Origin of the sequence: Paraburkholderia sp. UYCP14C (assembly GCF_004197395.1) — a bacterium.
Taxonomy (GTDB): Bacteria; Pseudomonadota; Gammaproteobacteria; order Burkholderiales; family Burkholderiaceae; genus Paraburkholderia.
This window is the reverse complement of record NZ_SELS01000110.1, coordinates 1-14,101: the sequence shown is the minus strand read 5'-3', so window position 1 is coordinate 14,101 and position 14,101 is coordinate 1. Positions and strand designations below refer to the sequence as shown.

General features: G+C 59.8%; 13 protein-coding genes and 1 pseudogene. 3 read left to right on the top strand and 11 right to left on the bottom strand.

Annotated features, from left to right (window positions below):
* Positions 1-170: 170 nt before the first annotated feature.
* Positions 171-392, top strand: a pseudogene (locus EVC45_RS41655) (IS30 family transposase); the annotation flags it as partial.
* Positions 393-413: 21 nt separating this feature from the next.
* Here the strand turns inward: EVC45_RS41655 and EVC45_RS41650 are convergent.
* From EVC45_RS41650 to EVC45_RS41605, 10 genes are all read right to left on the bottom strand, one after another.
* The gene (locus tag EVC45_RS41650) at positions 414-1,304 is read right to left on the bottom strand and encodes a shikimate dehydrogenase (RefSeq protein ID WP_248295476.1); all 891 of its coding nucleotides are present in this window, start codon (positions 1,302-1,304) and stop codon (positions 414-416) included.
* Positions 1,305-1,387: 83 nt separating this feature from the next.
* Entirely contained in the window at positions 1,388-2,410 is a 1,023-nt protein-coding gene (locus EVC45_RS41645) for a proline racemase family protein (protein ID WP_129963923.1), read from the bottom strand.
* Between the two features lie 64 nt (positions 2,411-2,474).
* On the bottom strand, positions 2,475-3,770 hold the full coding sequence (locus EVC45_RS41640; RefSeq protein WP_129963922.1) for an FAD-binding oxidoreductase: 1,296 nt from the start codon (positions 3,768-3,770) through the stop codon (positions 2,475-2,477).
* 45 nt (positions 3,771-3,815) lie between these two features.
* Positions 3,816-4,481, bottom strand: a complete 666-nt coding sequence (locus EVC45_RS41635; RefSeq protein WP_129963921.1) for an amino acid ABC transporter permease — start codon at positions 4,479-4,481, stop codon at positions 3,816-3,818.
* A gap of 10 nt (positions 4,482-4,491) precedes the next feature.
* Positions 4,492-5,163 (bottom strand): amino acid ABC transporter permease, encoded by a 672-nt coding sequence (locus EVC45_RS41630; RefSeq protein ID WP_129963920.1) that lies wholly within the window; start codon positions 5,161-5,163, stop codon positions 4,492-4,494.
* Positions 5,164-5,172: 9 nt separating this feature from the next.
* Positions 5,173-6,012 carry an amino acid ABC transporter ATP-binding protein gene (locus tag EVC45_RS41625; protein WP_129963919.1) on the bottom strand — a complete coding sequence of 280 codons (840 nt, stop codon included), beginning with the start codon at positions 6,010-6,012 and terminating at the stop codon, positions 5,173-5,175.
* A gap of 136 nt (positions 6,013-6,148) precedes the next feature.
* Positions 6,149-6,976, bottom strand: a complete 828-nt coding sequence (locus EVC45_RS41620) for an ABC transporter substrate-binding protein (protein WP_306770866.1) — start codon at positions 6,974-6,976, stop codon at positions 6,149-6,151.
* A gap of 74 nt (positions 6,977-7,050) precedes the next feature.
* Positions 7,051-7,521, bottom strand: coding sequence for a RidA family protein (locus tag EVC45_RS41615; protein WP_129963917.1), 471 nt, complete (start codon positions 7,519-7,521; stop codon positions 7,051-7,053).
* Positions 7,522-7,535: 14 nt separating this feature from the next.
* Entirely contained in the window at positions 7,536-9,254 is a 1,719-nt protein-coding gene (locus EVC45_RS41610; protein ID WP_129963916.1) for a hydantoinase B/oxoprolinase family protein, read from the bottom strand.
* Positions 9,255-9,270: 16 nt separating this feature from the next.
* Positions 9,271-11,352, bottom strand: coding sequence for a hydantoinase/oxoprolinase family protein (locus tag EVC45_RS41605; protein ID WP_129963915.1), 2,082 nt, complete (start codon positions 11,350-11,352; stop codon positions 9,271-9,273).
* Positions 11,353-11,793: 441 nt separating this feature from the next.
* On the opposite strand from EVC45_RS41605, the gene EVC45_RS41600 reads away from it, so the two are divergent.
* Together EVC45_RS41600 and EVC45_RS41595 are read left to right on the top strand one after the other, a co-directional pair.
* Entirely contained in the window at positions 11,794-12,579 is a 786-nt protein-coding gene (locus tag EVC45_RS41600; RefSeq protein WP_129963914.1) for an SDR family NAD(P)-dependent oxidoreductase, read from the top strand.
* A 19-nt stretch (positions 12,580-12,598) separates the two neighbouring features.
* Complete coding sequence (locus tag EVC45_RS41595) at positions 12,599-12,808, top strand: tautomerase family protein (RefSeq protein ID WP_129963913.1); 210 nt, start codon at positions 12,599-12,601, stop codon at positions 12,806-12,808.
* Positions 12,809-12,889: 81 nt separating this feature from the next.
* On the opposite strand, the gene EVC45_RS41590 is transcribed toward EVC45_RS41595, so the two are convergent.
* A complete protein-coding gene (locus EVC45_RS41590) occupies positions 12,890-13,729 on the bottom strand; it encodes a GntR family transcriptional regulator (protein WP_129963912.1) in 840 nt (279 codons plus the stop codon).
* Positions 13,730-14,101: the final 372 nt, after the last annotated feature.

The following is a 14,101-nucleotide window of genomic DNA, read 5'->3' as shown; positions in this document are numbered from 1 at the left end:
TGCGAGGCCTGGCAACCCCGCTCAGGCGCGTTGCCTGCGCAAACTGATCGGCGCATCCGGATTTCAGCTGGAAATTGCACGCGAAACACTCCTGATCATCGCTTCGGTCCTCATGACGAGGCGCTTTTCAACAGCCTGTTAGGCGCATGTATCCGACCGACCCGACCCAGCACGTATCGCATGAAACCATCTACACGGCTATCTACGCTCAGCCGCGTGGCGAATTGCGCCGCCAGTTGATTGCCTGCCTGCGCCACGGCCACAACACCCGCATGTCCCGCACGCGCGGCACAGACCGACGCGGGCAGATTCCCGAGATGGTGAGTATTCACGTGCGCCCACCCGAAATCGAGGACCGCCTGCTGCCTGGCCACTGGGAGGGCGATTTCTTGGATTACATTCTGCGGCCGGTGTCACGCATTACGCGGCACCAAGTCACGCAATTCGGGCGGAAAGAGCATGTCGCGGGCGATCGAATCGTCGCGTCGCAAGAACTCGGCTGCCCGGTGCAAGCCGAAAAAATCGAGAAACAGCGGCGATTGCAGGATCAGCATGTCGAAACCCGGAAGCACAGCGTTTCCCTGTGACATCGCCGCCTGCAGGAACGGCGTGGGCTGGTTCTTCATGAGGATGTCGCACACGATCGCAGCGCTATCGATCCGCTCCGGCGCCGTCGGCAGCGGATCATCGGCCTTGAGGCCGAGCGGCGTTGCGTTGATGACGACCTCGAAGCCGCGAGGATCGTTCGTCTTCTGCGCCGAAGTCGCAATACCGTAGCGCTCGCCGACAGAGCGCGCCAGACTCTGCGCTTTCGCCTCGTCGACATCGTAAATCGCGAGGCAAGCCACCTTGCCCTCCGCGAGCGCTGCAGCTATCGCGCTGGCCGCGCCGCCTGCGCCGATCAACAGCACCGACTTGCCGCGGTACTCCATCGCGTAACGGTCCATCGACTTCGCAAAGCCGGTGCCGTCGAACACGTCGCCTTCCAGGTTGCCGTCCTCGCCCCGTCGGATCGCATTCACGGCATTGGAGGTGATCGCGCCGTTCGAGAGCCGGTCGACGATGCCTGCTGCCGCATTCTTATGCGGAATCGACAGCACCATGCCGCGCGTCGTCTTCGACTTGAACAGCGACCGGATGGTGCTTTCCAGGTTGGCCGGCTCGACGTGCAGCGGAACCATCACTGCATCGAGATCGCACAAGGGAAACACTTCGTTGAAGATTTCCGGGGTTCTGACCTGCTCGATCGGGTCCGCCACCATGAAAAGAACATTCGTCTTTCCGGTAATCATGTTCTGCTTCAATTCACACTCCTGTTCTGCTTGTCGGGACGTTCAAGACTCGTCCATTTCGTGATTCGATATCTCATGGGCCGGGCCCCGGCGTTTCAGAACCCCTCGCCCCACGTGTCGCTCAACATGAAACCCGCGCTCAGCGGATCGTCCGGGTCCACGCCGATCTGTTCGATGCCGTAGATCCACGCACGCCCCTGAATGCGCGGCAGAACTGCGGGCCGCCCGCCTACCTCGGTTCGGCCCAGCATCTCGACCTTGAACTCGCTGCCGATGGTCGATATCGACTTCAATTGCGAGCCGACATCGACCTTGCCGCGCGCCGCGAGCGTCGCCAGGTTGGCGGAGCTTCCCGTTCCACACGGCGACCGGTCCACCCGTCCCGGCGGCAGGGTCGTGCACGTCTGATATTCCGTGTCCGATACCCGGTTGCGGAACATCACGTAAGCAAGCTGGTTGATCTGCGCGTGCACGGGATGTTGAAGCTTCACCTGCTCGTTGATGATCGCCCGGAGCTTGACGCCGAGATCGGCGAGTTGACGCGCATTCTGCGGCGCAATCGTGAGGCCGACCTGTTCGACATCGACGAGCGCGTAGTAGACGCCACCGAAGGCGACGTCGACGGAGATCGTTCCGAACGCTTCAGTCTCGACGAGCAGGTCGAGGTATTCCACGAACGACGGAACCATATCCAGCGACACGCCAATGCATCGGCCGTCCTTGCACGTCGCGCGAGCGGTTACGAGTCCCGCTGGCGTATCCAGCACGACTGTGGTCTCCGGCTCCTGCATCTCCACCATGCCCAGTTCGAGCAATGCCGTCACCACGCAGATGGAATTGCTGCCCGACATCGGATGCGCCTTGTCCGACTGAAGGACGATGAAACCTGCATGCGCCTCCGGACGCGTCGGCGGCAAAAGCAGGTTCACCGACATCTGCAGACATCCGCGCGGTTCGAACACGACGAGCCTCCGGATGCTGTCGTCGACCTCGTTGATGTAGTTCATCTTGTCGAGCATGGTCTTGCCGGGAATGTCGACGACGCCTCCCGTAATGACCTTGCCGATTTCGCCCTCACAATGAACACCAACCAGTTGCACACTCTTCTTCCAACGCATGATTTAGCTTCCTTTTCCTGCTGATTGCCTGACCGCGAGCGTTTTGCCGCCATACGCTGCTTGCTCATCCGAACCGTTGTGCGCTGAAAGGCGCAAGGTCCTGCTTCGGCGTTCGGCCGGATGCGAGATCCGCAATGAGCCGCCCGGTGGTTGCGCCCAGCGTCAAGCCGAGTTGCCCGTGACCGAGCGCGAGCAGCACATTCGGCAGACGTTTCGAGCGATCGATAATCGGTTTGGTATCCGGCAGGAACGGCCGATAGCCCACACCGAATTCGTGTCGCGTCGTGTTCAGCTCGGGCAAAACTTTTTTTGCCTTGGCCAGAATGATTTCGGCGCGCTTGAAATTCGGCTGTGCGTTGCGCCCCGCGAATTCGATGGTTCCGCCGATCTGAAGCCCACGAAGCATCGGCGTGAAGCAGAACCCGCCGTCCGCGTAGATGACGGAATGCTTGAACTCGACCTCCGGCTCCGGCACCAGCACCTGATAGCCAGCGACGCCTTCCAGCGGCGCGCTCACGCCGAGTTGGGAAAAGAAGCGCCGTGAACCCGCTCCCGCCGCGACGACGACATGTTCCGCCTGCAGGTTTTCGCCACTCTCGAGCGTCACGCCCGTCGCGCGACCCGCGTCTTCGTTGATACGTGTCACGGCGCTCTGTACGCGGCGGCCATCGTTAGCCACGAAATGATCGGTGAGCGCCTTCAGGAACGCTTCCGTGTCGCTGACGAATCGCCATTGCGGCAAAAGCAAGCCATGTGAGAAGCGACCTTTCAGCGCGGGTTCGAGATCGTCAATCTCGGCACGGCCGATAATCTGCGTATCGAATCCCAGCGACTTCCTGAGTTCGATGTGCGGACGTTCGTGCTCGATTCCCGCCGCACTGTCGAACACTTCGAGAATCGGGCGTTGCCCGATCAGCGTATCGTCATCGATGGGGTCCAGCAGGCTTGCGTAGTCCGTGAAGACGTCGCTCGTGAGCGAAGCCATTGCGGTTGCGATGTCGACAATCTTCGCGTGTCGCGCACACGAAAGGAAACGCAGGAACCACGGCACGATGCCCGGCAACGCGCTCGGCCGCAGCGCGAGCGGCCCTGTCTGATCGAGCAGCCATCCCGGCACCTTGAGGAGAATGCCGGGCTTCGACAAGGGGATGATCTCGCCGACGGAGATCTGGCCGCAACTCCACTTCGCGGTGCTGTCGCCGGGCGGCGCAGGATCGACGAGCGTGACCTTGAAGCCGCTGCGCTGAAGATACAGCGCACAGCAGGTGCCGACGATGCCGCCGCCGATCACGATCGCCTGCTGCGGGAGTCCAGCAGCCGCATCCGGGGTGAAGTATTGCTCACGAGGTACCGAATTCATCTTTGTTGTCGTCCGTCATTCAGGTAGTACTCAATTTCCACGTGCTCAATATGCAAAACGCCGCAGGAATCTCGATTCCACTACGCCGACCAGCCGGGTCAACGGAAAAGCGACGGCGAAGTAGATGATTCCAACAGTAGTCAAAAATTCGAGCGGCCGTGCTGTGGCATTGGAAGCGCTCTGACCCACGTACATCAGATCGGCCACACCCACGGACGAGATGAGCGCGCTCTCCTTGAACAGGCTGATGATGTTCGAGAGCAGCGGCGGTATTGCGCGCAGTAGAGCTTGCGGAAAAATGACATGCACAATTTTCACCTGAGGCGTCAGCCCCAGCGCGATGCACGCGTCGTGCTGCTCCGACGAAATCGATTTGAGTGCGCCGCGGAACGTCTCGCTGGTGATCGCCGTCATGTAGAGCGTCAACGAGATGATCACCGAGAGGTATGGCGGAATCGGCAAGCGAAACACGACCGGAAAGCAGAAGAAAACCCAGAATAGCTGGATCAGCAGTGGCGTGCCCCGGAAGAATTCCACATACAGGGTCGTCACCGTCTTGACCCAGCGAGAAGGCGACATTCTCAGCAGACTCAGCACGAAACCGAGCAGGCTTCCCAGCACCGCACAACCGCTCGTAAAGGCGGCGGTCAGCGCAAGGCCTTTGAGCAGCACCAGCCAGTAGGACGCGACAATCGAGAGATCGATGCTCATTCTCTTCTCCTCAACGCTGGATGGCCGCATCTTGCCGGCGCTCGATCATATGGACCAGGCGCGAGATCGGCAACGAAAGCGCGAAGTAGATGAGTGCCACAACCGAATACGTTTCGAGCGGCCGGTAGGCTTCAGTCGCGAGACTCTTCGCGACATACATCAGATCCGCCACCGCGACGATCGCAACCAGTGCGCTCTGCTGCAAGGTGCCAATCCCGTTGGTCATCAGCACGGGAAGCGCACTGCGCAACGCCTGCGGCAGCACCACAAAAAATGTACGCTGCCACGGCCTGAGGCCCAGCGCGACGCAGGCATCGAGATGTTCTTTGGGGACGGCCTGGACGCCCGCACGATAGGCCTCTGCGTTGAATGCAGTGAGATTTAACCCGAGTGCCAGAATGCCCATCATGACGGGATCGATGAAGACATCGATCATCATCGGAATACAGTAGAAGAACCACACAATCTGCAGCAGAGCAGGCGTGCAGCGAAAAAATTCGATGAACAGTTGCGCCGGCCAGCGGATGATCTGCCAGCGGCTCATTACCATCAGGCAGAGAAAGAAGCCCAGCACGAGCCCCATGATGTTTGCCGCAAACGTCAGCTCGATCGTGACCTTGAGTCCCTTGAGCAACGCGTCGAGGCTTCCGTGAAGAAACCCGAAATCAAATTGATAGCCCATGTCGCTCTCTCAATCCAGATGAAGCACTTTCTCGAGGAATTCGTGGGTTCGAGGTTCCTTGGGGCATTTGAAGATCTCTGACGGTGCGCCCTGCTCGACCACCTTGCCGCTCGCGCAAAAGACCACTCTCGTCGCGATGTCGCGCGCAAAGTGCATGTCATGCGTCACGATGATCATCGCCATTTTTTGCTCGGCAAGCTGAAGCATCACGTTCTGCACTTCAATCACCATTTCGGGATCGAGCGCGGACGTGACTTCGTCGAAGAGCATGAGTTTCGGCTCCAGCATCAGCGCACGCGCAATAGCGACACGCTGCTTCTGGCCTCCCGAGAGCTGGCTCGGGTACGCGTTGAGCTTGCTTTCGAGGCCGAGACGCGCGAGATACAGGCGCGCACGTTCGGAGGCCTCCGCCTTCGAATAACCACCCACCTTGACGGGCGCCAGTATCAGATTCCCCAGCACGGAAAGGTGCGGAAACAACGTGTAGTGCTGGAACACCATGCCGATCTGCTTTTGCAGCTTCGGGTCGATGCGCTTCGAGCCGCCGACATCGGCACCGCGAATGTACGGCTTGCCCTGAAACGAAATCTCGCCGCCCTGCACACCTTCGAGCCCCATGAGAACACGCAGAAGCGAGCTTTTACCGCTCCCGCTTGGCCCGATCACGACGAGCCGGTCGTCGGCACGCATATCGAGGCTCATGCGGTCCATGACGACGAGGTGCTCGCCGTAGGACTTGTACACATTCCTCAACTGCACGAAGTCGCCCGACACCGCCGACACAGACGAGACGTTTGCCGCATTAGTCATGTTCGCCAGCGGTTGTGCTTGTGTCTGAGATAGAAACATGAGGACATTCTCCAGCAGAGCGCAACGCTGGCGCTCGCGACTTCACTCGAATGGCTGATCGCGCGCATACGACACACGTCGAACCGAACCCGATGGCGGAGCCGCGAGGTTGCGGCTCTGCCGGCTGAACAGGAACTTACTTCGTCTGGGCGATCGTCTCTTTTACCGACATGTCGAGATACGCGTTCACAGTTCCCGACTGCTTCTGCTGGGCGAGAAACTTGTTGAACACGGCGATATCTGCGGCAGGCGTGTCCTTGCGGATACCGAAGTTAATCCCTTGCTGCGCGAGAGGCGGATTCGGCTTGAACGAGTCTGCCCAGTCCGGGTGCGCACGCGTGAGCAACAGGTTCGTCATGCTGTCGTCCGCCAGCAGGTCCGCGCGTTTGGACTGCAACGCCAGACGTGTTTCGTCAAAGCCCGGCAAGCGCATGATCGTCGCTTGCTTGAGTACAGCCGAGATGGCCTTGTCCTGCACCGTGCCGGACATCACCGTGACCGTCACGCCCGGCTTGTCGATATCCGCAATGGTATGGATCGGCTTCGGCAGTTTCGGGTTGTTCCTGTTGTAGGCGAACGTCACGCTGTAATCGACCACCGGATCGGTGAACGAAATCGCCTTTCTACGCTCAGGCGTGTCGTTCAGCGAAAGCGACACGTCCCACTTGTCTGACTGCAGGCCCGCGACGATATTGTCCCAGGTGGTATCGACATACTCGACCTTCACCTTGAGCACTTTTTCCGCGAAGTCGCGGCAGAGGTCCGGGAAGACGCCGCTATAGGTATTCGTCTTCGGGTCCTTCATCGTGTACGGAGGCGAAGTCGCGGCGCCACAGCGGAGTACACCGGCCCTTTTAACGCTTTGCCACGTCGCGTCATCTTGCGCATGCGCAATAACGGGCGTCGTTGCAAGGGCACCCAATGCAGTCGCACAGACCAATGCGCGACCGAGTAAGCGGGACATCTGGAGCATGATCGACCTCTGACAGATAAAGAAAGTAGATGAAGCGGACATTCAGAACAGCGAATGTCGGTGGGTTATTTGAGCTCGAAGACCCCTTCGAGCTCGACAGCGACATTTCTTGGCAACGAGATGCAGCCAACAGCGGCGCGAGTATGTCGGCCGCTGTCTCCCAGCACGGCTACGACGAGATCGGACGCTCCGTTGATCACTTTGGGATGCTCGGTGAAATCCCCGGTTGCGTTGACGAAGCCTCCCAAGCGCACGCATCCGGCGAGGCGACTCAAATCCCCTTCCAGAAACCGATCGACCTGAGCGAGCAGGTTCACGGCGCAAAGGCGTGCGGCGGCCTGCCCGTCCTCGATCGTGACGTCCCGTCCGAGCTTGCCGACGTAGTGATCCACGCCATCGCGCACCGGCACCTGGCCCGACACGTAAAGGAGATTTCCGACCCGCTTGACTGGCAGGAAATTCGCGCCGGGCTTGGGTGCGGCCTGGGGCAGATCGATGCCCAATTCGCTCAGGCGGTCTTTCAGGCTTTGACTCATGGGGTTTCTCCTTGTCAATCCGCGCGAGGGCCGGCTTTCGAGCGTTCACGATCGATGCGCTCGCCGTCGAACACGACCTTGTGGTGACGTTCCGCGTATTCACGCGTGATCTTTCCATTCGCGAGATCGGCTTCGATACGGTCCAGCGTTCTCGCCGCAGGATCGCCATATCCGCCGCCACCGGCCTGCTCGTGACGGATGATCGCGCCGCGATGAAGTGTTCGCGTGAACTTGCTCGGCAGCGGCGACAGCCCTTCGTCTGAGCGCAGGTAGTTGGCCGAGTGCGCGCCCGGCGCGCCGCCGAACAACCCGTACGGCGCATGCGATGCACGGTCGGAACGAATCTGTGCGACCACTTCTTCCGCTTCGATCCGGTACTCGCGAACGAGACCCAGCCCGCCGCGATACTCGCCCGCGCCGCCCGAATCGGCCGCGAATCCGTACTCTTCCATCACGATCGGATAGCGCGCCTCGAGCGTTTCGATCGGCATGTTCGACATGTTCTGCGACGGATTCGTCACGCCCTCAATGCCGTCCTTGTTGAAGCGGCCGCCCCACGCGCCGTTGATCATGTCGACGAGGATGAAGGGTTCGCTTGCTTCCTTGTCGTAACCGCTCAGCGCGATGACCGTGTTGCCGCCCTCGCCTGCCGCCATCACCTTCTTCGGGGCAATCTGTGCAAGGGCGCCGAATACGCAGTCGACCACGCGATACCCCGTGAGCGCGCGCGCAGCCACAGGCGCCGGCATGCGCGGATTCAGAATCGATCCCTCGGGCGCCGTGATGTCGATGCAACGATAGACGCCTGCGTTATTGGGAACATCCGCATCGAGCGCGCATCGCACGCTCAGATACGTCGCTGACTTCACGAACGACAGCGTCGAATTGATCGCGCCACGCACCTGCGGCGACGAGCCCGCGAAGTCGACCTTCACCTTCGATCCTTCCACCGTGATCGCGCATTTGATGGGAATCGCGTCGTCTGTGAAGCCGTCGTTATCGATGTAATCCGTGAACTCATAGACGCCGTCGGGCCACGCTTCGATCGCGCGACGCGTCAACCGCTCGCCGTAATCGAGCAGTTCATCGAAATAGGCCTGAAGGTTTTGTTCGCCATAGCGAGTAATCAGGCGAAGCAGTTCCCGCTCGCCGATGTTGCAGGTCGCGAGTTGCGCATCGAGGTCGCCCAGCACGAGGTCGGGAAGACGCACGTTCTTCCTGATGATGTTGATGAGCGTTTCGTTCGGCTCGCCACGGGTATAGAGCTTTGTCGGCGGAATGCGCAGGCCTTCCTGGAATATCTCCGTCGAGTCCGCCGCATTCGAGCCCGGCACGCGCCCACCCACGTCGCAATGGTGCGCGATGACGACGGAAAAGCCCTGCAAGCGTTTATCGTGAAAGATCGGCTTGAACATGAAGATGTCCGGCAGATGCATCCCGCCTTCGTACGGGTCGTTGAGAATGATCACATCACCCGGCTCGACCGTGACCGCGTACTTGTCGATGATGATGTCCACCGCGTCCGGCACTGCGCCGAGATGCAGCGCGACCGTCTTCGCCTGCGCGAGGATGCGGCCCTTCGCGTCACACATCGTGACCGAGTAGTCGAGCACGTCGCGGATGATGGGTGAACGCGCCGTGCGCATCACGGCGAATGCCATGTCGTCCACGATCGTATCCAGCGCGTTCTTGACGACAGCAAAGGTGATAGGGTCAACGTTTCGTTGGGTCATGGTGGCTCCATTCAATTCATTCGATCGACGCGATGACACTGCCCACCTTGTCGGTACTCACGCGCCAGCCCGGCGGAATGACGATGGTGGTGTCGGAACTTTCGAGGATGACGGGACCCGTGATGGGCTTGTCGAGCTTCGAGCGCGGCAGGATCGGCGTATCGATCCAGCCGGTCTGGCGATCGAAAAAGACGCGTCGCATGGCCGCCGACGCTTCGAATTGGGCCGCTTTCGAGCTGCGGATATCGTTGAAGTCGAGTGTGCTGCTCGCGATGCCGCGCGCAAGCAGACGCACGTTGGCGCACTCGATGGCATCGTTCGATGCATAGCCGTAGATACCTGCATACGCGTCGCGGAACGCCTCGCGCAATGTCTCGCGTGTCGATTCGTTCAGCTGCTCCGGCAACGGAACGGGGATCTCGTAGTCTTGGCCCTTGAAGCGCATGTCCAGATCGAAAACATATTGAATGCGGTCGGCGGAATAACCTTCGTCAGCCAGTGCGCGACGCGCGTCTTCGCGCATTTGCGCGACGCTTTCCGCCAGTGCATCGATATCGAGCGAATCCAGCAGATGGAGCGACGGCTTCACGAAGTAGCGTTCGACCGCGCCCGCCAGCATGCCCATCGCAGTGAAGACACCCGGTGCGGCGGGAAAGACCACCTGCTTCATGTCGAGCGCACGGGCCAGATCGCAGGCGTGCACGGGCCCTGAGCCGCCGAAGGCAACGAGCGTGAAGTCACGCGGATCGACGCCGCGTTCGACTGTCACCGCCTTGATCGTGCGCGCCATGTTGACGTTCACCACTTCGCGGATGCCGACGGCGGCCTCCTCGACTTCGATGCCGAGCGGTTTGGCGAGCAGCGTATCGACGGCTTCACGCGCTGCGGCGATCTTGAGTTCCATCGTGCCGCCTGCCAGACGCTGCGGGAGAAAGCCCAGGATGGCGTTGGCATCGGTCACAGTCGGCTTCTCGCCGCCGATGCCGTAGCAGACAGGCCCCGGAAAGGCGCCTGCGGACACCGGCCCTACGTTGAGCAAACCACCCGCGTCGATCCAGGCAATTGAACCCGCGCCGCTGCCCACTTCGGCAACGTCGATCGTCGGCACGCGCATCATGTAGCCGCCTGCCTTGATGAAGCGGCTCGGCGTCGAGATCCCGGCGCGGAATTCATACTCGTTGGTGCGCGCCAATTGCCCGTCATGGATGAGCGATGCCGATGCAGTCGTGCCGCCCATGTCGAAGACGACCAGATCCTTGTCCTTGCGCGCATCGCCGAGACGTCCGGCGCCGACCACGCCTGCAGAACGTCCCGACGAAATGAAGAACACCGGCGTGTCCTGCGCAATCCGGGCGCTGGACAGACCGCCATTCGAATTGCTCACGAGCAGAGGCGCTTTCACGCCGATCCGTTTGAGTCCCGACTCCAGACGCTGAAGATACGTGCGAAGAGCAGGCAGAACATAGGCGTTCACGACCGTTGTCGACGTGCGCTCGTACTCGCGAAGCTCCGGCAGCACCGAAATCGAAGCGGTGACGCTGATGTTTGGAAACGCGCGCTGAAACGCTTCAAGCGCAGCGGCTTCGTTCGCGCCGTTCTTGTACGAGTTGATGAAGCAGATCGCGACGGACTCGATACCCACCTTCTGAAAGAATTCGCCCGCGATGATGACTTCATCGATGGGTGTCGCACGAAGCACTTCACCCGAGGCCAGAACACGCTCGTTAATCTCCAGGCGATAGCGGCGCTCTACGAGCGGCACGGGCTTGTCCCACGACAGATCGAACATCGTGGGCGTCCGCACGCGCCCGATCTCGAGCACGTCACGAAATCCTTTCGTCGTAATCAGACCGCACTTCGCGCCCACCCTCTGCAGCATCGTGTTAGATCCGACCGTCGTGCCGTGAAGCACTTCCTTCACGTCGGCGGTCGCCAGACCGGATTGCTCAAGGATGCGTTCGACACCCGTCAGCACCGCCTCTTCCGGTGCCTTGGGTGTGGACGAGACCTTGGTGAAGTGAACGTTCCCCTTGTCGTCGAGCAACACAAGGTCCGTGAAGGTGCCGCCGATGTCGACGCCGATTCTCGCGCTTGCCATATCGATTCCCGATGTTCTCGAGCCCTCGCGCTGAGTTCTGGACGAGGCACTCGTTACCTAGTTGAAAGACCACAGCGAATTCCGCGAAAGCTCGTGATATCGATCGAACTTTTGGCGAGTTATGGATGATTGGCGCCAATTATCTGCTTCGCAAAAAGCGCCGCTTCGCGGTAGAAACACGTCGCCGTTCCATGCGTTGCATTGTCGATCAAATGACGACAAAGTCAACATGAAAAAAGCATTTTGGCGTCTTCATGGCTATCTACGCCTTTGCAGGCAGGGGTTATGGCGATTCATAGGTGGTTAACCTAATCAGAAAAAGCCCGAACAACCCGGTCTTGACAACAGGCCAACGGCCGTGAAACCATTGTCGACATTAGATCGACTTCACGCCGACAAAACGTGTGCGGCGCGGTCGTTTTCCATTGAGGCAACGCACTTATGAAAGACGAATCGAACCTGATAGTTGTTACCGGGGGCGCGAGCGGCATCGGCGAAGCAACGGTGCAGCGCTTCGCTCGAGCGGGCTGGCGCCTCGCGGCGGCCGACGTTAACGCCGAAGGTGGGGAAAAGGTGGTCGCATCGCTACGCAAGACTGGCGTCGATGCAAGGTTCTTTCAGGTGGATCTGGCCGACGAAGCCTCGGTCACACGCTTCGCCGATGCTGTCGTTCGCGAGCAAGGCGTTCCGCGCGCACTGGTGAATGCCGGTGGGATACTTCAGAACGCGGTCCGCCTGCTCGACCTCGAGCTGGCGGAATTCGATCGCCTGTTTCAGATCAATGTGCGCGGAACGCTTGTCGCGTCACGCGCTTTCGGAAAGTTCATGTGTGAGGCTGGGCAAGGGTCCATCGTCAATCTCTGTTCGCTGACTACCTTCCGCCCTTCGGCGCAGATCGGATACGCGGTCGGCAAATCGGGCCTCAAGCTGCTGACCGAAACGATCGCCGCGGAATGGGGACCCAAGGGTATCCGTGTGAATGCAGTGGCACCGGGTTACACGCTGACCCAGGCAATGCAGGCACGGATCGATGAAGGCCAGCGTGACCCCGAGGCAGTCATCAGCAAATCGGCGCTGCGCCGGTTCGTCAAGCCTTCCGAGGTGGCGGATGCCATCTATTTCCTCTGTTCACCTGAGGCAGCGGCCATCACCGGCGTTACCCTGCCTATCGACTGCGGCTGGCTCGTCAGCACGGCATATCAGGCGTATGCATCACAACCGGCGTAACCTTCGAAAAGGATCTTAAATGCCTATCCTCACACTTGAAATGCTGTCCGGCAGGACGGAAGAACAGAAAATCGAACTCGCCGACGTGCTCACCCGCGAAACTGCTCGCATCGCAAAGTGCGCGCTTCAGGATGTGCAGATCGTCTTCAGCGAAGTGCCAGGCTCAAGCTGGGCAGTTGGCGGAAAGCTGGCGTCGAAGAAAGACGCTCCCGGCAGCAGCGGGAGCTAGAGGGCGGTGACGGTCGAGTGAGGTCGCGACCGGGTCAGATCGATGAATTTGAAGCAACGCTCTGGCGCATCGCGCCAGAGATCAGTTGAGCGTTGAGCTTGTTTCTTTTCCAGCTTTCGTCCGGCTGGAACGTCCTTTTTCCTGCCGGCCGTCCGTCGGTGTCGCCCCACGTGACGAGCCATTGGAGCCAAACTTGACAGGCATCTGAGCAGTGAGGTTGCGGTCCAGATACTCCATGAATCGACCTTTGAACTGCGTCGCGTGCTCATGAGCGCACGCTTCTGCATGATCGGCGTCCCCTTCCTCGATAGCCTGCAGCATCTCAGTATGGTGAGCAGCCATCCCTTCGGGCGTGATATTCGGGTCCAGCGCCTTGTACTTCAAATGCAGGTGCAGCATCCGGCGTCCTTCGTCGAGCAAACGCCGGTAAAGGTCAGCGAAATAAGCGTTGCGTCCCGCTTTAGCGATTGCCATGTGGAAGTCGTAGTTGCGCTCAATCATCGGCAGACTGTCGCCGGTTCTGATGCTCTCGGCAACGCCCTTCAGGTACGCCTTGTGTGCGGCGTGGATGGCGCGTATATCGTCTGCAGTTCGATGCAAGGCCGCCAGCCGGTGCGTAACCCGCTGAAGCAGGTCCAGCGCATCAAGAAACTCCGGGACGCGCTGGAAATCGATCGGTGTGACGACGTTTCCGCGATTTGGCAGAATCGTCACCAAACCTTCGGCCGAAAGTCGAACGAGCGCCTCACGGACCGGCGAGCGAGAAACCGAAAACCGCTCCCCCACGCCCAATTCATCCAGATGAGTGCCCGGGGCAATCTTCATGGTCAAAATCTCGTTGCGCAGCGTCTGATAGACGCGAGTCGTACCCGTTTCCTTGATTGCGTCGACGGGTTGCTCCTGCTCTGCTGCCTTTGCCATAGCGAATCCTGTCTGCCTGTCGAAGTGACTCCGGGGCCGGAATATTGTCGACATGTTGCCGACAATTCTACTACTTTCCTGCGAATTCATGTGTGCTTCAGAGGGTGTGGTTGACCTGATGGCCACACTCGCTTCGTCATGGACGTTTATTGGCTACAATTATTTCGACTCCTGAAGCAGTTGAATTCCCTTTTCACGATCGGTCCATACGATGTCGTCAATCCTCGCCATCCCGAAGGTCATCAAGCAAACAATCGGGGAGCAGGCGGTCGATATACTTCGACAAGCGATCACCGGCTCCGGTGCAAATAGGTAGCGTGGTCGAAATAATCTTTATAGATTTGGATACCTTATCGATTGAACAGGACGGCG